Source organism: Candidatus Bathyarchaeota archaeon, from assembly GCA_026014725.1.
Classification (GTDB): Archaea; Thermoproteota; Bathyarchaeia; order Bathyarchaeales; family Bathycorpusculaceae; genus Bathycorpusculum.
In genome coordinates this window covers 40195-66245 of the sequence record JAOZHV010000022.1, presented here as the reverse complement: position 1 = coordinate 66245, position 26051 = coordinate 40195, and the positions used below count along the sequence as shown (strand labels likewise).

Here is a 26051-nt window from a genome sequence, read left to right as displayed (position 1 = left end):
CGGCGGTTGAAAAGAAAAAGAATGCCAAATGGTGGTCTCAGTTTGGCATTAGTCGATTTTGATTTTTTTGGTTTCTTTAGGCTGCTTCTTTGGCAAGGTGATTTCTAAGATGCCGTTGTTTAAAGTTGCCTTGGCATCATCTGAGCGAACCTCTTCGGGTAGTGGCACTCGCCTGTAGAATGTTTGAGCACGCCTTTCCTTGCGAACGTAGTTTTTGTCTTTCTCTTCTTTTGCCTCAGTTTTCTTAGCGCTGATAGTTACAGAATCTTCGGTAACGTCAAGCTCTACGTCTTCCTTGCTAAAACCTGGCAAGTCCGCGGTCAAACGGTATTCTTTGCCTTTATCTTCTATGTCAACTGAAGGCATCCTTGCTTCGAACGGCATCATCGGCATCATTGGCCCACGCCACCGCATTCCACGCCTCCATCTTGGAATAAAATCCTCGAACTCACGCTCAAACCTGTCCATGAGCCTGTCAAAGTCTCGTTGAATGTCGCCGAAGGTGTAGGGCATGATTTCTCCTTCTGCTTCTTCTTTGGCTTCTCTGGCTTTCTTTTCCTTGCCGCCATAGTAATAGTACATTTTTTTCTTCTTTTCTTCACTCATAACTAAAAACCTCATTTTTTATTACCCCAAAAACTGCCGTATTAACATATGTGCTTGTATCATAGCAGTCACAAACGCAAACTCGCATCTATAGCAAGCATCAAAGCGGTCGCCCATCTAAATCGTTAAACTGTGTTTACGCTGGCGTGGGCTCTCTCTATGACTTCGAAAGCAACTTCTTTGGGCAAGCCTGCTTTTCTCGCGAGTTCATGCGCGTCTGCATCAAGCAACTGCTTTACCAGCACTATGCCACTTTTCACCAGCCTCATTCTTGTCTCGTATTTTATGCCTCGCAGGCAAGTCAAAGGGTACAGCGTGCTGTTCTCAACCATATCCCTAATTCCCAGAGTGTGCGGTGAACTCCAGCCGATTTGAAGGATGTTCTTGCAGCTTCCATACTTTATTGCATGGTCTGAATACCGTGTGTTGGTAACTATCATGGCGCGGTCAACTTTGAGGTTCGTCGTGCCAAGCGCGTAGCCATCGTTTGCGTCTTCTAGGATTGCTTGAGCGATTCGGCTCTCATCCAACCCCGTTAGTGCATGATAGCTGCAATGATGCTTTATCTCAACAAAGTAGGTGACGCCGTCCTTTTTGGCGATTGCATCGACCTCATGCTCTCCACACTTGCCTCTCAAAATCAGGTTCGGCTCGACCACATAGCCGCTGTTCGCCAACAGCGCTTGTATGTATAGTTCAAATTCTGGCTTGGGCTCCATCATGCTTAAGCCCCTTCGAAGATCCAAGAGGTGCTTGACGGCGGGTTTGTACTTGCGCATAAACTTAAAAGTCAACTGCAAAATCTCGCGCGTAGAAATGCCCTCATAAAGACGACGCTCAACCATATCCGCTACTTGATTAGCAACTTGAGGGCTTGCTCCCATTCGCAAGCAGGTCTGCACTATCTTGCCTTTGTCAAAGGGTTGTTTGTAGCCGTTGGCTTTAGTAACCAAAACATCCAAGAGAGTTGCACCAAGCGAGCGATAATAAAATAGGTATTAGGATTCAGTTTTTAAGTTATGCGGAAACCCTACCTTGGCATGCCCTTTTTAGCTTACGATAGCTTGGTGTAAACGGCCTATTTATCTTATGGCTCGATCAATGCGCGATTCGCGTTTAGTGCTGGTGACTTCCTTGAAAAGTTCCAAACACTCTTCCTTTGTTGGGGCTTCGATGCAAATGCTGCCGTAAGCGCCAATGTCGATTCGGTAACTGTTTCGCTCTCTACTCTCGATTCTCTCAAACTCAGACATATCTTCCCCTCTCTTGAATAAAGCATCTCTACACCATAGATTATATCCTTAATGTCATTTCAACGCTTACTAGCTTTAACCGCTTCACAGCAAAATTCTGCGAGGACAAACTTATTTGTCTGATAAACGCTTATTCAAGGCTATGATCCTGCAAAGACCATACTACCAACGAGACACCATAACAGTAGCAAAAGACCTGCTTGGCAAAATTCTTGTACATGAAAGTGCAGAGGGCACGACAGCGGGCAGAATTGTTGAGACGGAAGCGTACCGAGGACCAGAAGACCAAGCCGCACACAGTTCTGGCGGGCGCAGAACAGCAAGAAACGAAGTTATGTTTGGACCAAAAGGGCACGCTTACGTTTACTTCATTTATGGCTTGTACTTTTGCTTTAACGTGACTGCGGGGGCTGTGCCGGGAAAGCCTGAAGCGGTCCTACTGAGAGCGCTTGAGCCAGTTGTAGGCGAGGAAATTATGATAAAAAGGCGAGCCTTAGCAAACGGTAACGTTACTAACTTAACTAATGGTCCAAGCAAGCTATGCATGGCAATGGGCATCTCCAAAGCACAAAACAACACAGACCTAACCGCTTCGCCACTATACATCAAGGATGCGCCGCCTGTGCCTAAAGAGGACATTGTGGAAGCAACGCGTATAGGGGTTGAATATGCCCCAGACGAGTGGAAAAATAAACCTTGGCGCTTCTACATTAAAGATAACAGCTATGTTTCAGTAAAATAAACCAGCGCTTGTTTTTTCACAAGGCTTATCTTGATAGAAAATAATTAACCTTGACTAACCATGGACATTCTTGAAGTAAACAATCTAACGGTTGAAGTTGAAGGCAAAAAAATACTAAAAGGCTTAACCTTCAGCCTCAAAGAAGGCGCAAGCCACATCCTCTTTGGACCTAACGGTTCAGGAAAAACCACACTCATCAGCACCCTAATGGGGTTGCCGGGCTATCAAGTGGTCTCAGGCAAGATAAGCTTCCGCGGCGTTGACATCACCAACAAAAGCGTTGATGAACGAGCTAAACTTGGCATAATCGTCAGCTTCCAAACGCCCCCAGAGATAACAGGAATAAAATTGGGTGATTTGCTTAAGCTCTGCTTAGGAAAAACCGTCGCTGACGAATTCAGCCCTCAAGAGAAAGCCCAAATTGACGCTTTCCGACTAACCGATTTTCTAAACCGAGATGTCAACGTTGGTTTCAGCGGCGGAGAAAGAAAACGCTCTGAAATTCTGCAACTGATTTTCCTCAAACCTAAACTGCTCTTGTTGGATGAACCTGACTCAGGCGTTGACGTGGACAGCTTGCGCATGATTGCCACTGAAATTCAAAAATACGTTGAGAGCACGGGCAGTGCAGCATTGCTAATAACGCATAAAGGAGACATCCTCGAGTACATCAAAGCCTCATACGGGTGCATACTGCTTAACGGTCAATTCCACTGCTTCAGAGAGCCACTGCGCATCTACGAGGACATCAAACGTTTAGGATACGAGGAATGCGTCGCCTGCAGAATAAGAGAACGTGAGGGATGGAAAAGTGAGTGACCTGACAAAAATTCCGCACGAAATCCTCGCGGAAGCACAAAAAGCTGGCATTGAAACCCAAGAAAAAAACCGTTCAGCCACATTCATGCACCTAAACCAAGAAACCGTAGCCGCAAAAGTCAACGAGTACTACGAAGGCAAACTAGAACTCATGGACACCAAAGCAGCCCTCAAGAAATACCCGTGGCTAGAAGACTATCGGTGGCGATTAGTAAACAAAGACAAAGACGAATACACAAAAAAAGTCGCCCAAGACTTCAGCGGCGGCTACTTCATGCGAATCCTAAAAGGCGCAGAAATAGAGTTCCCACTACAATCGTGCCTACTGATTACAAAGCAAAACCTTGAGCAAAGAGTGCACAACATCATCATAGCCGAAGAAGACTCAAAAGCCCACATAATCACAAGCTGCCTGCAACACTCCAGCGTTCCCAACGCAGCGCACCTTGGCATATCTGAAATTTACGTGAAAAAAGGCGCCATGCTGAACTTTACGATGATTCATCAGTGGAGCGAAAAAACGCTTGTGCGCCCAAGAAGCGCCGCAGAAATAGACGACAAAGCTACATTCGTTTCAAACTACGTGTGCATGCGCCCAGTTCAAGATATCCAGATGTATCCAGTAGCATACTGCAAAGGCGAAGAATCCAAAGTCAGCTTCAACAGCATACTCTACGGGCACAAAAATAGCAACCTCGACATCGGCTCCAAAGCGGTGCTGACTGGAAGGGCAAGCAAAGCCGAAATGGTTGGCAGAGCCATCTCGCGCGAAGGTTCAAAAATGATTATTCGAGGACTAATAGAAGGCGACAACCCTGACTGCAAGGGGCACCTAGAATGCAAGGGGCTAATTATGGACGACCAATCAGTGATGCAGTCAATCCCTGAACTCATCGCTAAAAAGAAAGGCGTGGAAATAACACATGAGGCAGCAGTAGGCAAAATCAGCGAAAAAGAAATCACCTACCTAATGACACGCAAACTAAGCCGAGAACAAGCGGTTTCACTCATAATTCGCGGCTTCATGGACGTGGGCATCCTGGGCTTGCCAGACAGCTTGAATAGGGAAATCAAAAACATTATCGATACCTCAGCAAACGCAGAATAATCTGCTATCCACTAAAGATAGAACTGGGTACTGGTCAAACGTAAATCGTCTCTTCAAGAATTCTATCTCGAATCAATGGCTTTAACGCGCTTCTTGTCACCAAGTCTACTTTCATCTTTAGCTTGCGCTCTAAAAACTGCTTGATTTCAATAAAATCTACGAGGTCAATATCGTTTGGCTCAACGAAAGTAACCAAGAGGTCAATGTCACTGTTCTTTTTCTGTTCTTTTCTTGAGTAAGAGCCAAAAATCCCAATGGTTTCCACTTGGAATCTTTTTCTAAGAATCGGTTTTAGCTCTTCGAGTTGAGCCTTCATGTCTGTTAGCGACTTCATGAACCAGTCTTCCATGACTAATTGGGTTAATTTGCTTTTTAAGTTTTAACGCTAATAGATACTGATAAGTTAAGTGACCCAACATAAAAGATTTTAACGATAGGTAGAAAGGATACTGTTAACTTAAAAGGATATGCCTTCAAAAATAGTTTTTTGTGACTGGCAAAGTAAAATTATATAAATAAACCGAATGTAAAGTAGGCAGAGGCGACGAGGTTTGAAATGTCCGAGATGCGGTTCAGAAGTACCAGACAAACCTGTTAAAGAATGGGATTTTCATAATCATTATTATCATGTTAAAAGGTATCCATGTCCAAATTGTAAGAAGAACATTTTTGAATACTATCATAATGGCAAGTTGAGCTTTACAATTCCCAAAACCTAAACTTGAACATTTTTTTCTATGATTTTCTTTTCTGGCTCAGTTATTCCATATATCAGGTAAACCAATTCATCAATCTTGGCATCGGTTTTACGTATTTCTTCTTCCACAAAATAGTGTTCTTCTGTTTTTTTGAAGTATATCATGTTTAATCGTTGGTTAAGGGCAATTATTCTATCGACTAGTTGAATTAGCCGCGGTTCTACATCGGAAGGAACATTTCTAATCGGGAGTTTTTTTATCTGTGGAGAACCTATTCTCATGAAACCACCTGCAAGGGACAAGGTTTTGAAAACATTCTTGTAATAGAACGTCATCAGTTTACTGTTCAAGAGTGCTAGAAGAATTTTCGGGTTTATTTTAGCATTCAGCACTATTCCTGTAGATTTTCCTGCAAAGCAGTTTCCATCGTCGAGATAAGCCTCGATTCTCTTGTTCATTCCACCGATAACGATTTTGGTTGCTTGGGCTTGTTCATAACGGCTTTTGGAGAACTTATAGAGGTCATTTTTTGTTATTATTGGTTGGTTGTATCTTGTTTTTATGTAAGCAGTCTTAAAAATAGACCATAGGCAAGAGTAGCGGTCAACAGTCCCAGTATTTATAAATTTGAAATAGCTCCGTTGACCCCTTAATTCAGTTATTAGTGGCTTTATTGCATAAGCTTCGGATACTGAAGCAGCGCCTGAAACGTCAGCAATGTTGCCCAGACGTTCGGAGTTTGCTAGAACCTTATCTCTGACTTTTTCTCCTGCTTCACCGAAAATATGTGACCAAGTATTTTCAACGCTAGCTAAGTCTTTTTGATTAACATCTCTACGGTTTTCAATTTGAACTCCACCCGCATAGGGTTCCATTACTTCTGCTATTAATTTGTTGTTTTTTGGTGGTACTTTTTGAATAACAATCACCACAGGATAAACACTTGCTTGGAAAACTGGAACGTTTGAATAGTCCCGTATAGAAACAACTCTGTACTTTTTTATGTAATTCCTGATTGCGGTTGCGTAGTCGGCAGACAGCAACTTATTCGGAACAATCATACCCAAATAGCCACCGTCTTTAAGAAGGCTAATTCCTTTTTCCAAGAAGATACAGAAAATATCCCAATTACCTTTTGCCGTTTCGAAAGTACGAGCATATGCTTTTCGGAGCTCTGGTTGTGACCTCACCATTTCTTCAGAGTCTAAGTATGGCGGGTTTCCCATTACTACATCAAAGCCACCTTGACTCATTATATCCTTAAACTGTTCATTCCAATTGAATGCTCGGTCGCCAGCTACTGTCTGGTCGCTACTTAATGAATTTCCAAGTTTAATGTTCTGTTTCAGCAGCGGTAGTCTTTGACCACTTTCAGCGAGTCTTAGCAGAATATTAAGTCTTGCAATTTCAACTGCCTGTTTGTCTAAATCCACGCCAAAGATATTGTTCAAAAGAATTTGAACTTCCATCTGAAATATGATGCCCGTTTTAAAATCTAATAATGCCTGTTTTCCTTCGTCACTTTTTGCGTAATTACTATAAAGATAATCAAAAGCCTTAATCAGAAAACTACCTGAACCACAAGCAGGGTCTAACACACGGATTTTTCGAACATCCACCTTCTTTCTTTTGAGAAGTTCTCCTACAGTGCTTTCCACAATATAATCTACAATGTAGGTAGGTGTATAATAGATTCCTTCTTGCTTTCGATGCCTGTAGTTCTGCTTTACTGTGGCTCTCTTTTCGGTTTTTCTTAGGATATGCCCAAGATATTGCTCGTAAATATTGCCTAAAATGTCAGCGTCAATAGCAGAAAAATCATATTGCCCCATCTCATCCTTGGTGTAATACAATCCTTGAATAATTTCATGAAGGCTATCATTGTCAATTTCTAGTTCGTCACATTCTGAGGGAGCAAAGATTTCGCTGTTATATATTGTTTTGAAGGAACTGAAAACTTCTCGCAAACTTTTTATTAATTGTCCTCTACCTTTGCTTTCCCAGTCTCTAAGATTTGAAATCAAAATTCTTGGCTCTAGTTCCCTATCCTCACAGCATCGTATGAAAATCAGTCTGTCCAATACTCTCTGAATGGCTTCATCCAAATCTTCGTGACTGAGTTGTTTTGTCTGATTAAGCTTAGTTACACTCTTTGAAAGCATCTCTCTAAACCGTGATAAGTCTGTCCATAACTGTTTGTCAACACGCATCCTTTTAGTTCGTTTAGCTAACTTTTCAGCTTCATCATCCAAAGCGTTTGATACGAAACTGTCCCTTGAAAGAAACCATAATTCATCAAATCTTTTTACAAACTCAGAGCAATGGATTGTTCGAAAATGTTTATCAAAAAGACGCGCTGTTTTCCATTCAGCGTTAAAAATTCGTATAGTCTCAAAATTTGTTAAAATAGCCCAAGTGCAGGCTTTAAGCCAAGAATAGTTAATTGCTTGCTCCACAAATTTAGGGGCATCCAAGTCCTCTTTTAATGATTTTGCCTCTAAGAAAAACTTGGGTATGCCATTAATCCTAAAACCATAATCAACTCTTTTCTTAGATATTGTTTCTTCAGCCGAAACCTCTCTCGAATCCTTGACTTTCCAACCCAGAGCCTCAAACAATGGTAGGATAAAATCCTTCTTTGTCGATTCTTCATTGTAGGTTTTTACCCTGTTTTCATTTACAACTCGCTCATAGTTTTCAACTAAAATTTTGATTTCATCTAGAGCCTTTGCTTTGTCCATAGTTAACCGTTTAGTGCCAATGATTTATTTATTAAATTTGTCATACTTTTAAAAGTCATAGTAAGGTACTTAGTAAATGGAGTGTGGCTCGGTCACGTTATTTATCAACCTAAAAGTAACACTCTTTCCCATCGGCAGAAATAACCGAAGAAGTAACAGCACCTCAAAAAACTATTTTTGAAGGCATATCCTTTTAAGTTAACAGTATCCTTTCTACCTATCGTTAAAATCTTTTATGTAAAAATAAAAAAGAGACATAGCAAAAATAAGGGTTATATTTTGTCTAGGTTAAATTCCTCATGTATTGCTCTAACTACGGCTGCTCCGTCTTTCTCTTTAACAACAAACGAAATGTTGAGTTCTGAGCTACCTTGAGCAATCATGCGAATGTTTATCCCTTTCTTGGCAACGACTGAGAATATGCGTGAGGCAACGCCGAGGGTGCCTTTCATGTGCGCGCCCATAACTGCGATGACTACCACGTCGTCTTCTGCTGTGACTTCGCTGACTACTCCGCCGCGCTCCAGCAGTGCAATTTCTAGGTTGCTGATGGCTCGTCCTAAGAGTCCGCGTTTGATTATCATTGATATGTTGGCTTCTGATGCTGCTGTGGATATCATCATGACGTTGATGTTGTTCTTGCCCAGAACGTCTAAGACTTTGGCGTAGCTGCCTGGCGCGCCCACCATTCCTGCGCCGTTTACGTTTATCATGGCGACGTCTTTTATCATGGCTACTGCCTTGACGACTTCTTTTGCCTCAATCGGGTCCTTCGTTATCAGCGTTCCTTGTGCTTCAGGATGGAACACGTTGTATATTCGCACTGGAATGTTTTCTTTGATTACTGGACCTAGCGCTCTTGGATGCATGGCTTTGGCGCCGAAGATTGCCATTTCCGCAGCTTCTTGATAGCTGAGTTGGGTTAGCATCTTCGCCTCTGGCACTATCTTGGGGTCAGTGGTCATAATCCCGTCTACGTCAGTCCAAATCCACACTTCGTCAACTTTCAGCGCGACGCCTATGATGGTCGCAGTATAGTCTGAGCCACCACGACCAATAGTGGTTACTATGCCGTCTTGGTTTGCTGCTATGAAGCCTGTGATTACTGGCACGATGCCTTTTTCCAAAAGCGGCGCTAATCTTTCTTGAATCAAGTGCGTGGTGAAGTTCATCAGGGGGTCTGCGTCGCCAAAGTTTGAGTCTGTTACGATGCCAGCTTCTTTTCCAGTGAGCCACTGGGTCTCTAGTCCGTGGTCTTTTAAGGCGCCCCAAACGATGGGTGCAGACAACCGCTCTCCAAACGAGAGAACATAATCTTTTGATTTAGGTGTCAATTCGCCAACATAACAGATGCCTGTTAACACCTTTTCGAGTTCAGCAATGGTTTTCTCTGTTATCTGGGTTACTTCTTTTTGAATTTGTTTGCTTTTGATGGCTGTTTTAATCGCTGTTAAGTGCTTATCCAGCAGTTGTTTTGTGAATGCTTGGATGTTTTTCTCGTTGCTTTTTTTTGCTTGACAAGCGTTTTCGATGAGATTGTTTGTGACTCCTGCGAGCGCTGAAACAACAACTGCTACTTTGTATTTTTTAGCGTTTTGGGTAACTAGGTCTGCAACGTGGCGAATGTTTTCGCCTGTGCCTACGCTTGTTCCACCAAACTTCATCACAATTTTCTTCATTTTTTCACACCAGCCTTATCTTAGTAGTTTAGTTGCTAACTTATGTCTAATGTCTAAGAGGTCTCTTAAAACTGCACTGGCAGTCTCAATGCCTCCCGCGCCTCTGCCTACAAGAGTTTGTTCTCCTGCAAACTCGGTAAAGAAGGTTATTGCGTTTAACACTCCGCTGACGCATAAAGGATTGTTTTTCGGAATCTCCGTCGGCTTCACGGTTGGCACGTCGCCGTCTATGGAGCCTATTAGTTTGATTGTGTTGCCTCTTTTTGCGGCTTCATCAAGCGCTTGCAGGGTTACGTCGCGGATGCCTGTTCTGTCCACGTCTTTTAGGGTAACTTTCTTGTTGAGTATCCAGTTTGCCAGTATGACTACTTTGCAGGCAGTGTCAAACCCGTCAATGTCCATTGAGGGCTCGCGCTCGGCGTAGCCAAGCTTCTGCGCGTTTGCCAATGCCTCTTGGAAGGAAACGCGGTTCTGCGACATCTCGGTTAGGATGTAGTTTGTTGTGCCGTTTAGTATGCCTTTGATGGCTAAGATTTTGTCTCCTGCGAGGCATCGTTTGGCGAACTCTAGCATGGGTGTGCCGCCGCCGACTGTGCCGCTGAACCGCAAGTAAACATTGTTGAACTCCGCCAGTTCTGTGAGGGCTGGCATGGCTAAGGCTAATGGTCCTTTGTTGGTTGTGACTACATGTTTGCCTGTTTTGAAAGCTTTAGTAATATGCGACAGCGCGGGCTCAGCGTTCTTTATGTTGACGGGCGTGACTTCTACGACTACTTCTGCCTCAACCGATTCAATAACGTCCAGCGCTGACATGCCTGGGCGACCAAAATCAGGGTCAGCAGAGATTGGGTACCCGCGTTGTTTGATGGTTTCCAGCTTTTCAGGACTCAATCCCCGTGGGTTTATGACTGCTCCGTCTATGTCGGAGATGGCGACGATTTTTGGGTTAAACCCGTAATCCTTAACCTGCTCAGCGTATCGGCGGGCAAGGATGGTGCTTACGCCTTTTCCGACTACGCCATAACCGACCAGTATGATTCTCATTTTAGGTTCACCGTGCCAGCAGTGTTACTCTTTCTTTTAAACCTAAAGCATTTTCTATAGCTGAAATCTCCGCGTCCACTTCCAGCGGCTTTTCGCATTGCTTAATTGCTGTATCGGGGTCTTTTAGTCCGTGCCCTGTTGTGATGCAGACAACCCTCTCATCCTTGGCTATCACGCCGTTTTTGACCAGTTTCTTTAGTCCTGCAATTGAGGATGCGCTTGCTGGTTCTACAAAGATGCCTTCGATTCGGGCAAGAGTTTTTTGTGCTTCCAAGATTTCCTCGTCCGTAACCGTTTCTGCGGTTCCGCCTGATTCACGGATTGCGTTTACGGCTTTCTTCCAGCTTACAGGTGCACCGATGCGGATGGCGGTAGCGATGGTTTCTGGGTGTTCAACTGGGACGATTTTATCGCTGTTGGCTTTGATTGCCTGTGCGATTGGGGCTGAACCTGCCGCTTGGATGCCTGTCATTTTGGGCAGTTTCTTGATGAACCCAAGCTTGTAGAATTCGGTTAAGCCTTTCCAGACGGCGCTGATGTTTCCTGCGTTGCCCACTGGAATGATGATACGGTCTGGGGCTTGGTTGTTTAGTTGCTCGCAGATTTCGTAGCCCAGCGATTTTTGCCCTTCGATGCGGAAGGGGTTAATTGAGTTTAACAGGTAAATGCTCTTGTGCTTCTCGGCAAGTTTTAAGACGAACTCTAGGGCTTGGTCAAAGTTGCCGCGGACTTGCAGAACTTTAGCTCCGTGAATCATGGCTTGCGAGAGCTTACCGTAGGCGATTTTGCCTGAAGGAATCAGTACAGTGCACTTTATTCCAGCTCTGGCGGCGTAAGCAGCTAAGCTTGCTGAGGTGTTACCTGTTGAAGCACAAATAACGTGCCTCGCGCCGAGTTCCACGGCTTTTGTGACGCCAACGGTCATGCCTCTGTCTTTGAAGCTGCCTGTTGGATTTTCTCCCTCATTTTTAACGTACAGGTCTTTTAGTCCTATTTCTTCGGCTAGCCGCGGTGAGCGGTGGAGCCCTGTGCCGCCCTCATTTAAAGTTACTAACTTTGTAGTTTCATGAATAGGCATAAAGTTGCGGTACCGCCAAACTGAAAGCGGAGTCTTCTTCCACTCGCTATTCTTGAGGTTTTCGGCTAGTTCGTTATCGTCGAATTTTATTTCTAAGATATCTCCGCATTTCTTGCAGAAGTAAATAATCTCATCTATATCGTAGACTATTTTGCAGTTTATGCATTCTTGATGTACCACACTATATCGCTCCGTTTAGATTGTTAATCGTGAAAGGGTTATAGCTTACCTATCGACTATGGTTATTATTATTTAAGGGTTCTCGGGAAAAACCTATTGGTAAAGCACAGGCTCAAACCGCTATGATATGTCGTTTACTACTTTAATGTCTTGTTTACAGCCTAGCAAAAAATCTTTAAAGTAATAGCGCTGAATATCCTCAAGGTGTTAAATTGGATAACAAAGAATTCTATGACCGGTTCCAGATGCTGTTAGAAAATGTAAATCGAAAATATGAATTGGAGTCAATTCATGATTCTCTAATAGTATGGTTCGGCGAGAATTCAATGTACTTGGACCCTGAAGAAATAGTGGAAAGAATTGTCGAAGATACACACGCAGAAGGAATTGACGCAGTACTCATTGACGAAAGAAACTTAACCATATACTTTATCTCTGCTAAAACTAATGGCTTTGACCAAATCGAAAAAAACCTCTCCGAAAATGACGTAAAATCAACTTTGGAGGGAATGAGGTTATTATTAACTGGCGGTTATAAAGGTAAAATAACACCTGAACTTGAAAATCTAGTTGATGAATATCATGCACTAGTGAATACTGGTAATTATGAAACCAAGATTTTATTCCTTTTTATGAAGAAGAATCCTGTGGATGATAAATATGTAAAGCAATTTCTAAAAGATTTTGAGCGCACAGACGTTATATTTTTTAACTTTTGCGATTTGAAGGACTTTTACGAAGGCAGTTTTCTTCTGTCCGTAGCCTCTCCACCAGAAAGAATATCGTTCACAGTACTTTCAAGCTACTTAAAGAAGGAGAGCCCTCGAAAAGCGTACGTTTTCACATGTAAGGGTATAGAACTTGCTAAAATATTCAACGACTACAAGGAACGAATTTTTCAACAAAACGTAAGACTTTCACTTGGGCTAAAATCACGAAGTATCAACAAGAAAATTTTCGAGACAGCAATCAGTAGCCAGCGAAAAAACGATTTCTGGTATTTTAATAACGGGATTACAATCGTTTGCTCTAACGTGGATGTCGTTCCGAGCGGCAGAGTGGCGAACCTGAGAAAACCCCAGATTATTAACGGCGCTCAAACAACATATGCTCTTTTTGATGCGTATAGTAGCGGTAAACTAGATGACTGCGTCGAGTTGCTAGTGAAAGTAATTGAAACTCATGAAAAAGAGTTTATTGAAAACGTAACTTTATACACAAACTCTCAAAATGCTATACGCCTAAGGGATTTATCTTCAAACGATGAAGTACAAATTACTATTCAAAGGGTGATAAACGGCTGTTTCCAATATTTTTATGAAAGAAAAAGAGGAGAGTTCGATTCTACATACAAAACCCCCAGAGAAAAGATACAAAACTTTGGAAGAGGATATAAAAATAAGATAATTAGTAATGAGAAAGCGGCGCAAGCATTCTTAGCATTATACCTCAACATGCCGTCTCAATCCAAATCAGAGAAGGGACGCATATTCGTGAAGGACACCAGCGGCTTTTACGAGCAGGTATTCAATAAGAATGAAAAATTGCTTGCAGAAAAATTGTTCCTTGCTTGGAAGATTCTTCGATTTGTAGAGCAAAAAAAGAGAGAATATAAAAAAGAGCTCAAGCAACTTAAAAAGGCGGTTCTATCTGGGGATAAGCCTAAAGAAGTATTGACTGCCTATGACTCAGTTCTACACTCCGAGTACTTCGTTCTTGATTTAATGAGAGACTTCATTTGTCGAACCAATGATATTGTCCATGATAGAGTCGCCATTATGGATATACTCAAACAAATAGATGGAAACAGTGATAATCTTCAACAAATATACGATATCATTAAAAATGAAATAGCCAACTACACAAATGAACTCAGAAAGGATCCGGAATACTACCACAACAAATTCTTCAAAAGCGAAAAAAGCATCGGACTATTGAGGGAATTTATGCGCAAAAGATATGCTTTTATCGATGCTATGCCCTAAATCTTCGTAGAAAAAACTGAAGATGGGTGATATCTTCTTTTACTGGTGTTCAAGTCTTTGACTTATTATTGTTTGCACTTAAAGGTAAACTTTGGCGAAAGTTAATTAAGACTTAAAAGTTGTTAGCTGAGGGTTACGGCATACGTAAAAACGCCATTTATATAAGAGACCCATGGGCAACAGAGTGCCGAAAACGCAATGGCTATCACGGAAAACCTGTTTTGTGGTGCGTTTTTTGCGAACATATTAGGATACTAATATCAGTGGTATGCACAAACCTATAGGGGGTAGGTTTCAGCGCGGCAAAACAGTGCGTTAAACGCAACCGCTACGTATGCGCGAAAAATCCTAAAGGGGGCTAGGTGCTTTGGCGGGTTTTGTGTCCAATGGCATGTTAAATTGCCTTTTTCTCTGAGAGGTTTGCTTTTTAATCTTTAGCGTTTTGATGGGAAATAATTATATGTTTATTAGAACAGTAGTACCATTGGTTAATCTATGTCTATTCAGTTGCCTTTCCCGATTATTATTGCCAGAGAGGGAAAATGGTTTGTTGCTTCTTGTCCTCTTTTAGATGTTGCTACGCAGGGAAAATCTGAGGCGGAGGTTAAAGCGAACATGGCTGATTTAATCGATGATTACCTAAGTGATCCTGATACGCCTAAGCCTGCGATTGAGGATTTGATGTCTCTTTCGTTAGCAAATATTGCCGTTACTGTTCCTGAAGGTGTTTTGCGTGCCAAAGCTTCGACCGTTGCCTCAGCGAAAAGTAATTGAAATCCTCAAATCCAACGGCTTTGAAGAAGTACGCTCTAGTAAGCATACAACTTTTAAGAAGCGTGTGGGGCATAAGGTGCTGACTACTTGGGTTCCTCATCATAGAGAAGTGACCGTGTTTGTTATACAGTATATCATAAAGCAAACGGAGAAGCAGCGTTCGGAATTTGAGTAGTTGAGTAATTGGTAAAATCCTTAGAAGGGTAGGTGCTATTGACGCAAAATCGCTCCAAAAGCATGAGTTTACTACGACCATCTGCTACTACGACCATTACGGCAACGTTTGACTTTTAGGGTTTGGTCGTGGTAAAAACTGCCAAGACTGCGCTAGACGATTCCTTGATGGTCGTAGTAAATCGCATAAAAACCCTCACCCGACTCGCTTTAAATAGGGGGATAGGGGCAGGTGGCAAAGCAGCAAAGCTGTGGTTCTTGCTATGGCTGTTTGAAAAAGGCGTTTTCTATTCCGCTTTTTATGTGCCAAAATTGTTTAAAGGGACGGTTGGCGGCTGGTTTGGCGGGCGGAAACGTCTGAATGGGTCATGCTAGTGCCCGACTGCATTGTGCCAATCACTGCTAACATTGATGCTTGTGAATTCTAAAACGTTCTTAACATGCACTCACTTCTGCAACTAGCCCAGGCTCAACATAGAACCATGTTGAACTTGTGAAGAAAAACCCTTATCTCACAACCAATCAGACGCAGAAAACCAACCCAAAAACAAAACACAACCCGCTCCACAAGCAGACTTGTAACAGGATTAAAACAAAATTTCTCACACAAAGAAAGAAAAACAAAACAACAATTAACCAACCATATTCGACAAAACCTCATAGGCTTTGAGGCTGTCCTTCTTCTCAACCACCAAAATCGTCTCCGTCCAACAGGAAATGAACTCAACGATGTTCACGTTCTGCTCAGCAAGCAAAGTCGCCAAAAAAGCCACAACACCCGGCGTCGCCTCAAGCTCTTCAGGAGAATGAATCACAATCATAGTGCAGTTATCATGCTTCACAAGAGTGTTCACCCGCTGAGGCATATCGGCTCTATCTAGTAAGTAAACGAATTTATTGAGTAAATCCACTTTCATACCCGTTTTCGAGTTGAACTCCTTTCCCGTAATCATTACCGCTTTATGGTCATACACCGCAATACTGCTCCGCCGCAACAAATGCAAAACCTTCTCTTCCCGCTTCTGCTTATGCTTTTGCAACTCTTCCGCATAACGGCGCAAGGCAGCTTTTATGGCACTTGTGTCATTAATTTTTAGTTCTTTCTGAATCTGCCTAGAAAGCTCACTCAGATTAACTATGCCTTTCTCTAACGCTTCCAGCAAATAGGGCTTATTTTTCAGGTGGTCCCTGACATTTTTAGCTATCGTCATATCGTCAACTGGATGTATCAAATGGTACATTTAAAGATTGTTAAGTAACAAAAAAGTCACAACCTTTAAAACCCCCGCAACTGAGGTTAAGGAAATAAATTTAAAAGAAAAATGGGGGAGCAAACAAATACCCGAAAAAATCGTCCTAGCTTACTCAGGCGGATTAGACACATCCGTACTAATAAAATACCTTCAAGAAAAATATAACGCACAAGTCATAACCGTAACCGTAGACGTCGGCCAAATGGAAGACCAAAAAGCAGCAGAGGAAAAAGCCAAAAAACTCGGCGTCTACAAACACTATGGAATAGACGCCAAAGACGAATTTGCCAAAGACTACATCTTCCCAGCCATAAAAGCCAACGCACTCTACGAAGGCAAATACCCCATCAGCACAAGCCTATCCCGCCCACTAATCGCAAAAAAAATGGTGGAAATCGCCGAAAAAGAAGACGCCACAGGTCTGGCACACGGCTGCACAGGCAGAGGCAACGACCAAGTACGCTTCGACATAACCCTAGGCGCATTGGCACCAGACAAAAAAATCCTCGCACCAGTCCGCGAATGGGGCATGACACGCGAAGAAGAAATTGAATACGCCAAAGCCAAAGGTATCCCCGTCTCCACTGCCGCCAAAAAATACAGCATAGACGCAAGCGTTTGGGGCAGAGCCATCGAATGCGGACTACTCGAAGACGCAAACAACGCGCCGCCAGAAGACGCTTATGAATGGACAACCGCGCCAGAAAAAGCCCCAGACGCACCAGAGATAGTAACCATAAAGTTCGAGAGAGGCGTTCCAGTTGCCATCAACGGCAAAAACATGCAACCACTCGAGCTCATCATGGAAATGAACAAGATTGCTGGCAAGCATGGTGTGGGTCGCATAGATCACATTGAAGACCGCTTAGTTGGCATTAAATCACGCGAGGTTTACGAGTGCCCCGCAGCCACAGTGATTCTGGAAGCTCACAAAGACCTTGAAAAAATGGTCATGACACGGCACGAGGTTTTGTTCAAACAGCAAGTTGATGCTGAATGGGTTTTCTTAGCTTACGCTGGATTGTGGGTTGACCCCTTAAAAGAAGACCTTGACGCATTCATTAATCGCTCTCAGGAGAACGTGAACGGCGAGGTCAAACTAAAACTCTACAAGGGCAGTCTCCAAGTTATCGGGCGCTCATCACCAATGTCACTCTACGACAAGAACCTAGCCAACTACAACATAAAAACCAGCTTCAACCAATCCTACTCGAAAGGCTTCATAGAACTTTGGGGACTTCAAACAAGAATGTACAATGTGCTAAAAAAGAAGTCAGGCAAGAAAACCAAGAAGACCTAAAAACTTTTTAATAAAAAAGGTAAATGTAAGGAGGGCAAAAAAGCGTCAAAAATGCTACATGGGGGACGGCTCGGTGATGTCCGAGAAGACGTTGCTCACTTTACCTCATCCAGAAAGGACGATGCAAGAGTAGCCGATGCTGTTTTAGCAATCAACAAGGCTCACGTAGTCATGCTTATCGAGCAAGAAATCATCCCGTTGCAAGACGGCGCAAAGATTCTAAAAGCCCTCCAAAAACTATCCAGCCAAAAACTTGACCCTAAAGCCGAAGACGTTCACATGGCAGTAGAAGAAGCAGTCCTCGCCGAGACAGGACCAGAAGTGGGTGGAAACCTGCATATTGCCAAAAGCAGAAACGACCAAGTCACAACCGCTATCCGCATGCAACTGCGCAGTGAACTACTTAATATAGTGCAACTATTGCTGAACATGCAGGAAAGCCTGATTGAAACCGCTAGCAAACATACGGAAACCGTAATCTTAGCGTACACTCACTTGCAACCAGCTCAACCAGTCACATTCGCACATTACCTGCTATCTCACGTTGAGGCTTTAGGACGAGACCTTGAAAGATTACAAAACGCCTATGTGCATGTTAATCTGTGCCCTCTAGGTGCTGGAGCATTAGCAACAACTAGTTTTCCAATTAACCGCAAACGAACCGCCGAACTCTTAGGCTTCAATTCTGTTTTGGAAAACTCGATTGATGCAGTGGGTAGCAGAGACTTTGTCGTCGAAACCCAATCAGCGTTAGCAATGTTAGCGGTGAACTTGAGCCGCTTAGCCGAAGATTTGATAATTTGGAGTTCACCAGAATTCGGCACTGTCGAGTTACCTGACGAGTTCACCTCAACCAGCAGCATCATGCCGCAGAAAAAAAATCCAGAAGTGCTCGAGATAATACGTGCCCGAGCCAGCTACGCGCTTGGCGATTTAGTGGCTTCAGTCGCTGCTCTTAAGAGTTTGCCTACTACGTACAACCTTGATTTTCAAGAGATAACACCTAAGCTCTGGGCATCAACAGACAACTTGACCTCTTCTCTTAGCATTTTTGCTAAGCTAATCCCTAACCTGAAGATAACCGCTGATGTTGAGGGCAAAGCTACCGCAGGTTTCGTAGGCGCAACTGAACTCGCCAACATGCTGGTGCGAAAGTACAATATTGCTTTCCGCACATCCCATAAGATTGTAGGCGCTGTGGTTAAGGCATTGATTGGTTCTAAGAAAACTTTGTTTGATGCTACACCTGAATTGATAGAAAATGTTGCTCAGGAAGTTGCTGGCATCAAATTGGTGGTTAAGAGTGAAGACATTGTTTCATGCACAAATCTTCGCAAACTAGTCGAAACATATAAAGTACAAGGCGGTCCTTCACCCAAAGAAGTTGAAAGAGCCATATCAGCAAAAAACAAAACTATCTCACAAGACAAAAACAGCATCGCTAAACTCCAAGAGAAACTTGCCAACGCAGAAACCGCACTCAAAACAACCGTTGAAACGTATTCTCTTTCAAACACGCCTAAAAACGTAAGGCTTAAAAATCCAAACTGATAGGTTGAATAGGGCTTTGGCTCCACAACATAGCACGTTCAAAAATAACAAAAAAGCGATTCTGCTTCTTGAAGACGGAACGTCATTTATCGGTAATGGTTTTGGCGCAACAGGAAAATCATCTGGCGAAGTCGTTTTCTCAACGCAGATGGTTGGCTATCCAGAGGCATTAACTGACCCGTCATACAAGGGACAGATTTTAACTTTCACTTATCCAATGGTTGGCAACTACGGCGTTCCATCCAACGAGTTAAACCTTGGGCTTCCGCTTTACTTTGAATCTGACCACATCCAAGTCCAAGGTTTAATAATTCATGAACTATGTCACGAGCCGTTTCACTGGGCATCCACAAGAACCCTTGACCAATGGCTAACAGACGAAGGTGTACCCGGCATCTACGGAGTAGACACCAGACGTCTTACAAAAAAGCTTCGAACCCGTGGTGTCATGCTGGGGATTCTACAAGTTTTCGGAGACGGAGAAGAGCCAGATTTAGGCGCACTCTTAAAGGACGGCAAAAACATCCCTGACCCGAACCTGACAGATTTGGTCAAGGAAGTCTCCATCCAAAAAACCGTCAAGTACACTGTTCAAGGCAAAAAAACAGTGGTTCTAATCGACTGCGGAGTCAAATACAGCATCATCCGTAATCTCCTCAAACGAGGCATAGATGTCATACGCGTGCCCTATGATACTTCAGCTAGCGAAATCCTGTCTTACAACCCAGATGGCGTCTTCTTGAGCAATGGCCCAGGTGACCCCAAAAAATGTGTCAAAACCATCGAAGCCATCCGAGAACTCAGCGAAAAAACTCCAATCATGGGCATCTGTCTAGGTGCCCAAATACTTGCGCTAGCGCTAGGTGGAGACACTTACAAACTCAAATTTGGACACCGCGCCCAAAACCAGCCCGCACTTGACCTAAACACCAAACGCTGCTACATCACTACACAAAACCACGGTTACGCAATAGATCCAGAATCTCTAAATAATACGCCGCTGGAACCATGGTTCCTAAACCCCAACGACAAAACTACCGAAGGCATTCGTCACAAAACAAAGCCCGTTTTCGCTGTGCAATGGCACCCAGAAGCATCTCCAGGGCCATATGACACTGAACTGCTTTTTGACAAGTTCGCCAAAACCTTGGAGGTGAACTAGTATGCCCAAGTTTGACTGGATAAAGAAAGTGCTGGTTCTGGGGAGCGGCGCCATCAAAATCGGGGAAGCTGCGGAATTTGACTATTCGGGAAGCCAATGCCTAAAAGCGTTGCGTGAAGACGGCATAGAAACCGTTCTGATTAACCCAAACATCGCTACTATCCAGACAGATCCTCGCTTGTCAGGTAAAGTTTACCTTTTGCCAGTTACTCCTGAGTATGTGGAGAAAGTGATTGAGAAAGAACGCCCTGATGGCATACTTTTGGGCTTCGGTGGACAAACTGCCCTTAACTGCGGCATCGAACTGGAAAAGAAAGGCATTCTGCAAAAGTACAATGTTAAGGTTTTAGGTACTCCTGTTCAAGCCATCGAAGACACAGGAGACCGTGAACGATTCCGCCAAGCCATGCTCAAAGCTGGTGTGCCGTTCCTAAAGAGTCAAGCTGCAACCAGCGTAAAACAAGCCTTGGAGATTGCTGACCAAATCGGTTATCCTGTGATGGTTCGAGTAGCTTACACGTTGGGCGGTAAAGGCGCAGGTGTGGCACACAACCAAAAAGAACTAAAAGACATAGTTTCAGTGGGTATAGTGCAGAGCCGCATTAGTCAAGTTCTCGTTGAGGAGTACGTGGGTGGCTGGAAAGAAGTCGAGTATGAAGTCATGCGTGATTACGCTGACAACTGCTTAACCGTTTGCAACATGGAAAACTTTGATCCGATGGGTATCCACACAGGCGACAGCATCGTTGTGGCGCCGTCTCAGACCTTGACTAACCGCGAGTACCATCATATACGTTCAATCTCCATAAATGCCATCCGTAGCTTGGGCATCGTGGGCGAATGCAACATCCAATGGGCACTGCACCCAACGTCTGAAGAGTGCCGAGTAATCGAAGTTAACTCACGCATGTCGCGCAGTTCAGCGCTTGCAAGCAAAGTTACAGGTTACCCCCTCGCATATATAGCCACGAAACTAACGCTAGGCTACACTCTACCTGAACTCATAAACAAAGTTACCGAGGTCACAACTGCCTGTTTTGAGCCAGCTCTTGACTACATAACCGTAAAAATCCCGCGTTGGGACCTGCAGAAGTTCAAAAACGCTGACCGCCATGTTGGTCCTCAAATGCGTAGCGTAGGCGAAGTTATGGCTATTGGGCGCTGTTTTGAGGAAGCCTTACAGAAAGCTGTGCGCATGCTAGACATCGGCAAGATAGGCTTAGTCTGCAACCCTGAAGACGCTGAGCCTGAATCAGAAGAGCGGTTACGCGACGAGATGGCTCACCCAACAGACGAGCGCCTCTACAAGATTGCCAAAGCCTTGCGCATGGGTATCCCGATAATGGAGATTTACCGCTTAAGCGGCGTAGACCCGTTCTTCCTATACAAAATCCAAAACATTGTTAATATGGAAGATAAACTCAAAGCCCTAAACCTGGCAGACAGCGACGCAGTTGAAGTCATACGCGAAGCCAAACGCATAGGGTTCTCTGATGAGCAGATTGCCGTTTGCCAAAAAACTAGTGCGTCAACAATCCGAAGCTTTAGAAAAACAGCCAACATTATCCCAGCCGTGAAACAAATTGACACGTTAGCGGCTGAGTGGCCAGCGAAGACAAACTATCTCTACCTGACTTACGGTGGAGACGAAGACGACATAGAACTCAGTGGCACTACAAGCAAAGTCGTTGTGCTTGGCGCTGGCGTGTTCCGCATCGGTTCAAGTGTAGAGTTCGACTGGTGTGGTGTCAACACTATTTGGGCGCTAAAGAAGAACGGCATACAAGAAGCCATTATGGTTAATTATAATCCTGAGACAGTTTCCACAGATTATGATGTTTCAGACAAACTCTACTTTGAAGAACTAACTACAGAGCGTATCCTCGATATTTATGATAAGGAAAGCCCGCTTGGCGTTATCACAAGTGTAGGCGGGCAAATTCCAAACAACTTAGCCATGAAACTCTCAAACGCAGGCGTAAAGTTGCTGGGCACAACGGCGGAGGATGTGGATTTAGCTGAAGACCGCTCCAAATTCAGCGCGTTACTAGACCAGTTGGGAATTTCTCAGCCAAGTTGGAGCAAACTGCAATCCATTGAGGATGCCAAACGTTTTGCGGAAAAGATTGGTTACCCAGTTATCGTGCGCCCAAGTTATGTGCTCTCTGGATCAGCGATGCGTGTAGCATACAATGAAACATCACTCGAGAACTTCTTAAAATTGGCAGCGAAGGTTTCTCTTGACCATCCTGTAGTTATCAGTAAATTCATCACGCAGGCAAAAGAAGTTGAAGTGGACGGTGTCTCTGACGGTGAGAACGTGTTCATCGGTGCTATAATGGAGCATGTGGAGAATGCTGGTGTTCACAGCGGCGACGCAACCATGACTATTCCGCCTCAAGCTCTAAAGCCTGAGGTGCAACAGGATATTGAGAAAGCCACAGTCAGCATAGTTAAGGCACTAAAGATTCGTGGTCCCTACAACATTCAGTACCTTGTTAAGGACGATGTTGTTCATGTTATTGAATGCAACCTGCGGGCATCCCGTTCCATGCCTTTCGTCAGTAAAACACGCGGAATAAACCTCATTGAACTGGCAACTTTGGCGATGCTGGGCAAAAAAATCGACGGCGTTAAACTCTCGCCAATGACTGTGGCGCCTCATGTTGGGGTTAAGGTTCCCCAGTTCAGCTTCATGCGCCTGAGCGGTGCCGACCCTGTTTTAGGTGTGGAAATGCTTAGCACAGGCGAAGTGGCATGTTTAGGTGAGAACTTTTCTGATGCGTTCTCCAAGGCGTTGCAATCTGCAGAGGTCAATATTCCAGATAAAGACGGCGCGGTCCTGTTGAGTGTTGGCGGCGATGAGGAACGCAAGAAACGTGTTGTCCCGATAGCACAGGCTTTTGCCGAGATGGGCTTTAAGATTTACGCGACACTGAACACGGCGACTGTACTTAACGCTAATGGCATAAATGCTACAGTGCTTCATAAGGTCAGTGAAGCTAAAATTAGCCCCAACATTTTGGACTATTTACAGGAACGCAAAATAGATTTAGTAATCAATGTGCCTATGGCAAACAAGCGCTCCAACATCTCTGACATCATAACCGACGGCTACATCATCAGACGCCAAGCTGTTGAATTCAACGTGCCTGTCATCACTAACTTGCAGCTGGCAACGGCGCTGGTGGAAGTGCTCAAGAAAAAAGGCCAAAACGGCAACTCTATACGTTCACTAAACGAGTATATGCAAGATTTGCCTTGGTTGCTCTGGTAAGGTTTGTTGCTTTGCCATCGACCCTATCCCCCTATTTAAAGCGCTGATTTTCAACATGCTAATGGCTTGAGAAAGCGGCAATAGCACCTACCCCCTATAGGTTTGTGCATAGAACTGTTATTTGCATCCAAATAGGCTTCTAATAGGCTGCTAATAGGTTGGTGAGCTACGCATTTTTGGGCGCACTCAACTGGTTCTCACAATTCAATGCTTCAGCTCTTTTAGCAGCACTTTCACAGCGGTGGGCAGTTTGGGGCGGTTTTTTCTGCTCACCAACAAGAACAGGGTGCCCACTACGATTAGGATGACGCCGAAGAAAATGGCGCTTTCTTGAGGCAAAAGTCCAAACTGAAGCGCGAGGGTGAAAAAGATTATGGCGATGCCCATAGCAATCATGATGTAGTTGCTTCTAAGCGCTGTTTCATGGAGTGCGAACTCTTTTTTGCCAAGTTCCGTCACTGAAATGTAGCCTTGTTTTTCTTCTATCATGCCTGCGCCGATGAGGTAGTTCCAGTCGTAGTGGAAGTGTCCATCAGACTTGTAGCCTAACGCTGTGCTGAGGCTTGATTTTACGCCGGGTTCGGCTTTGATTTTGCTGTTTGGGGCAGAGTATATGGTGAAGAGTAGTTTTGTTCTCGGTGACTGAATGTCGGAGCTTATTCCACGTGACTTTGCCATTTTCTTGTTTGCCCTGCCCATTGGTGCGGGTTTGTTCCTTTTTTGATTATTATTGGTTGATTTGCTTATGACTCTAACCCTTAGAACTGCATTTCTAAATGTTAGGGCTATAGGCGCGACAGCACTTAGTGGTACTCAAGAAAAAAAATGACAAGGAGGAAAAAAATTTGGCAACAACTTTCGAATATAGTAAAACGTTGGCAATGGAAGGCTCAATACTGCTATTACTCGGTTTGATTCCTTATGTTGGTTGGGCGCTTGGCATCGTAGGCGTCATCCTGCTGCTTCGCGCCATGAGAGAGTTCTCTAATTTCTACCAAGACAACAGCATCTACCAGAACTCGCTAACAGGCGTCAAATACTACATAATTGCCTTAATCGCGCTTGCTGTCTCTGCTGCTAGTTTCGTGGTTGGCTTCGTATTCACTGACTTCACAACCGTGCTTACCGTTGGCAACGCACTTGGAATAGCACTCGGAGTCATATTCATAATCGTCGCTTTCGTGTTCTACGTTCTTGCGGCTACGAACCTGAGAAAAACTTTCAGCACCCTTGCACAGAAAACAGGCGAACACTCGTTTGAAACTGCAGGTGCCCTACTCTGGGTTGGCTCTATCCTAACAATAATCGTGGTCGGCTTACTGCTGATACTAATCGCTTGGATATTCGCAATAGTCGGCTTCTTCGCCATGAAATCACCATACTATACGCCACAACCTTATGCAAACAATTCGCCACCAACACAACCACCAGTAGCACCAACACAAACAGCAAATCACAACTCAACTGCGGTACACCAGTAAAACCACAAGAAACATACTGCTCAAATAGAAAGTGAATACCCACCATTTTTGTTATTAACTTACTTAATCTTGTTTCCGATTTAAACTATGAATTTGCTCCATAAACAATTAGCCTTTCGAAAAACTAATTAGGCGTTGCTTAAGAAGAGTTTTGTATGATTAAGGTGGAAAGCAGTGCCAAAAGTTCCTCAGTTTAGGACTAAAGGGCAAAGTGGAGAATATGCGGTCGCTTCTTTGCTAAGCAAATTTTCGAATGTGATGGTTCCTGATTATGATATAGGACTGGATTTTTGCTGTGAGCTGCTTGAGAACGGTGCGTCAACAGGAATATTTTTTGGGTTCAAGCTAAGGAAACGCAACACTTTGATGAATGTTGGAGTGAATACGTTGAAAAAGATACAATTAGGTTCTGGTTGAGGCAATTATCGCCTGTTTTTCTGTTGTTATTGGAAACCAATAGTGGAAACTGCTATTGGTTGTCTGTCGAAGAATGCCGGAATGACTGGACAAGTAAACTTGCTGATACAAATAAAAGCATAGAAGTTACAATAACTCGAAAATGCCTCTTAAAGAGAAACGGTGCAAACACCGAATTTATCAAGAGAGTTAAAGACGATACAGTTTTGGCGAATGCTAACTATGGTATACCCCATATGATAGGCGATGGATATGTTCGGTCTATACCCCTATTGTGGCTCTCAAAGCAAGCTGAACTAAATGTGCGATACAGAGTAAGACTTGGTCTTGACTATTTAATTGGCGATTGTATCCTAAAAGGAAACCTTCAAGGAGCATATGAATTCGGTCGACTCTTAACAGAATTTGACAGGGGACACTATGACCATTTCCTTCTTCTCGCTCGGGTCTGTGACCAATTAGGCAGATATGCGGAAGCTAGAGACAATTATAATATTGCGATTGGAATATGTAAGGATGACCCCAATTGGAATAAGCTAAAGAAGCCCGAAGACCCAACAATTGAAGAAGTCATTTATAGGATAGAAAAAGAGCTCGCTACACTTAAAGCGAAGAGAGCCCAAAGCAGTAGCAAGAAATAACTATTCAGTTAATTCAATGCGAGCCTTTGTTTTCAGTATGTGCTTGCTAGTAGGTTTGTCCGCAGTGGAGACACCGCAAATTCTAAAA

23 protein-coding genes are annotated in these 26051 nt (G+C 43.7%); 13 read left to right on the top strand and 10 right to left on the bottom strand.

Features of this window, described 5'->3' with window-relative positions:
• Nucleotides 1-48: 48 nt before the first annotated feature.
• From NWE95_02775 to NWE95_02765, 3 genes are all read right to left on the bottom strand, one after another.
• Nucleotides 49-606, bottom strand: a complete 558-nt coding sequence (locus NWE95_02775; GenBank protein ID MCW4002819.1) for an Hsp20/alpha crystallin family protein — start codon at nucleotides 604-606, stop codon at nucleotides 49-51.
• 125 nt (nucleotides 607-731) lie between these two features.
• Nucleotides 732-1568, bottom strand: a complete 837-nt coding sequence (locus tag NWE95_02770; GenBank protein MCW4002818.1) for a restriction endonuclease — start codon at nucleotides 1566-1568, stop codon at nucleotides 732-734.
• A gap of 120 nt (nucleotides 1569-1688) precedes the next feature.
• Nucleotides 1689-1859, bottom strand: a complete 171-nt coding sequence (locus NWE95_02765; protein ID MCW4002817.1) for a hypothetical protein — start codon at nucleotides 1857-1859, stop codon at nucleotides 1689-1691.
• 142 nt (nucleotides 1860-2001) lie between these two features.
• Here NWE95_02765 and NWE95_02760 point away from each other — a divergent pair, with 142 nt between their 5' ends.
• The 3 genes from NWE95_02760 to NWE95_02750 are packed head-to-tail and all read left to right on the top strand — an operon-like array spanning nucleotide 2002 to nucleotide 4528.
• A complete protein-coding gene (locus NWE95_02760) occupies nucleotides 2002-2601 on the top strand; it encodes a DNA-3-methyladenine glycosylase (protein MCW4002816.1) in 600 nt (199 codons plus the stop codon).
• Nucleotides 2602-2661: 60 nt separating this feature from the next.
• Nucleotides 2662-3420, top strand: coding sequence for a Fe-S cluster assembly ATPase SufC (gene sufC, locus NWE95_02755; GenBank protein ID MCW4002815.1), 759 nt, complete (start codon nucleotides 2662-2664; stop codon nucleotides 3418-3420).
• The gene (locus tag NWE95_02750) at nucleotides 3413-4528 is read left to right on the top strand and encodes a SufD family Fe-S cluster assembly protein (protein MCW4002814.1); all 1116 of its coding nucleotides are present in this window, start codon (nucleotides 3413-3415) and stop codon (nucleotides 4526-4528) included. Before sufC ends, NWE95_02750 begins: the two co-directional genes overlap by 8 nt.
• 34 nt (nucleotides 4529-4562) lie before the next feature.
• Here NWE95_02750 and NWE95_02745 read toward each other — a convergent pair whose 3' ends face one another.
• The 5 genes from NWE95_02745 to thrC form a co-directional block, all read right to left on the bottom strand.
• Entirely contained in the window at nucleotides 4563-4862 is a 300-nt protein-coding gene (locus NWE95_02745) for a nucleotidyltransferase family protein (protein MCW4002813.1), read from the bottom strand.
• Between the two features lie 381 nt (nucleotides 4863-5243).
• Nucleotides 5244-7967 carry an N-6 DNA methylase gene (locus NWE95_02740; GenBank protein MCW4002812.1) on the bottom strand — a complete coding sequence of 908 codons (2724 nt, stop codon included), beginning with the start codon at nucleotides 7965-7967 and terminating at the stop codon, nucleotides 5244-5246.
• A gap of 272 nt (nucleotides 7968-8239) precedes the next feature.
• Nucleotides 8240-9646: an aspartate kinase gene (locus NWE95_02735; protein ID MCW4002811.1), complete on the bottom strand. Its 1407-nt coding sequence runs from the start codon at nucleotides 9644-9646 to the stop codon at nucleotides 8240-8242.
• A gap of 15 nt (nucleotides 9647-9661) precedes the next feature.
• On the bottom strand, nucleotides 9662-10690 hold the full coding sequence (locus NWE95_02730) for a homoserine dehydrogenase (GenBank protein MCW4002810.1): 1029 nt from the start codon (nucleotides 10688-10690) through the stop codon (nucleotides 9662-9664).
• A 7-nt stretch (nucleotides 10691-10697) separates the two neighbouring features.
• Nucleotides 10698-11948: a threonine synthase gene (gene thrC / locus NWE95_02725; GenBank protein ID MCW4002809.1), complete on the bottom strand. Its 1251-nt coding sequence runs from the start codon at nucleotides 11946-11948 to the stop codon at nucleotides 10698-10700.
• Between the two features lie 212 nt (nucleotides 11949-12160).
• Here thrC and NWE95_02720 point away from each other — a divergent pair, with 212 nt between their 5' ends.
• From NWE95_02720 to NWE95_02710, 3 genes are all read left to right on the top strand, one after another.
• Entirely contained in the window at nucleotides 12161-13933 is a 1773-nt protein-coding gene (locus tag NWE95_02720) for an AIPR family protein (protein ID MCW4002808.1), read from the top strand.
• 495 nt (nucleotides 13934-14428) lie between these two features.
• Nucleotides 14429-14707, top strand: a complete 279-nt coding sequence (locus NWE95_02715; GenBank protein ID MCW4002807.1) for a type II toxin-antitoxin system HicB family antitoxin — start codon at nucleotides 14429-14431, stop codon at nucleotides 14705-14707.
• A gap of 303 nt (nucleotides 14708-15010) precedes the next feature.
• Nucleotides 15011-15256 carry a hypothetical protein gene (locus tag NWE95_02710; protein ID MCW4002806.1) on the top strand — a complete coding sequence of 82 codons (246 nt, stop codon included), beginning with the start codon at nucleotides 15011-15013 and terminating at the stop codon, nucleotides 15254-15256.
• A 257-nt stretch (nucleotides 15257-15513) separates the two neighbouring features.
• Here NWE95_02710 and NWE95_02705 read toward each other — a convergent pair whose 3' ends face one another.
• The gene (locus NWE95_02705; GenBank protein MCW4002805.1) at nucleotides 15514-16092 is read right to left on the bottom strand and encodes an ACT domain-containing protein; all 579 of its coding nucleotides are present in this window, start codon (nucleotides 16090-16092) and stop codon (nucleotides 15514-15516) included.
• 127 nt (nucleotides 16093-16219) lie between these two features.
• Between NWE95_02705 and NWE95_02700 the strand changes: the two genes are divergently transcribed.
• The 4 genes from NWE95_02700 to carB are packed head-to-tail and all read left to right on the top strand — an operon-like array spanning nucleotide 16220 to nucleotide 23424.
• A complete protein-coding gene (locus tag NWE95_02700; GenBank protein MCW4002804.1) occupies nucleotides 16220-17434 on the top strand; it encodes an argininosuccinate synthase in 1215 nt (404 codons plus the stop codon).
• A 51-nt stretch (nucleotides 17435-17485) separates the two neighbouring features.
• Nucleotides 17486-18985 (top strand): argininosuccinate lyase, encoded by a 1500-nt coding sequence (gene argH / locus NWE95_02695; protein MCW4002803.1) that lies wholly within the window; start codon nucleotides 17486-17488, stop codon nucleotides 18983-18985.
• A gap of 16 nt (nucleotides 18986-19001) precedes the next feature.
• The gene (carA, locus tag NWE95_02690) at nucleotides 19002-20147 is read left to right on the top strand and encodes a glutamine-hydrolyzing carbamoyl-phosphate synthase small subunit (protein MCW4002802.1); all 1146 of its coding nucleotides are present in this window, start codon (nucleotides 19002-19004) and stop codon (nucleotides 20145-20147) included.
• Nucleotide 20148: 1 nt separating this feature from the next.
• Nucleotides 20149-23424: a carbamoyl-phosphate synthase (glutamine-hydrolyzing) large subunit gene (carB, locus tag NWE95_02685; protein MCW4002801.1), complete on the top strand. Its 3276-nt coding sequence runs from the start codon at nucleotides 20149-20151 to the stop codon at nucleotides 23422-23424.
• A gap of 204 nt (nucleotides 23425-23628) precedes the next feature.
• Here carB and NWE95_02680 read toward each other — a convergent pair whose 3' ends face one another.
• A complete protein-coding gene (locus NWE95_02680; protein MCW4002800.1) occupies nucleotides 23629-24102 on the bottom strand; it encodes a hypothetical protein in 474 nt (157 codons plus the stop codon).
• Between the two features lie 167 nt (nucleotides 24103-24269).
• On the opposite strand from NWE95_02680, the gene NWE95_02675 reads away from it, so the two are divergent.
• The 3 genes from NWE95_02675 to NWE95_02665 all read left to right on the top strand — a co-directional run bounded on the left by NWE95_02675 (nucleotide 24270) and on the right by NWE95_02665 (nucleotide 25963).
• Nucleotides 24270-24905, top strand: coding sequence for a DUF996 domain-containing protein (locus NWE95_02675; protein MCW4002799.1), 636 nt, complete (start codon nucleotides 24270-24272; stop codon nucleotides 24903-24905).
• A gap of 174 nt (nucleotides 24906-25079) precedes the next feature.
• Complete coding sequence (locus NWE95_02670) at nucleotides 25080-25322, top strand: hypothetical protein (GenBank protein MCW4002798.1); 243 nt, start codon at nucleotides 25080-25082, stop codon at nucleotides 25320-25322.
• Nucleotides 25235-25963, top strand: a complete 729-nt coding sequence (locus tag NWE95_02665) for a DUF4365 domain-containing protein (GenBank protein ID MCW4002797.1) — start codon at nucleotides 25235-25237, stop codon at nucleotides 25961-25963. The genes NWE95_02670 and NWE95_02665 overlap by 88 nt, the downstream gene beginning before the upstream one ends.
• Nucleotides 25964-26051: the final 88 nt, after the last annotated feature.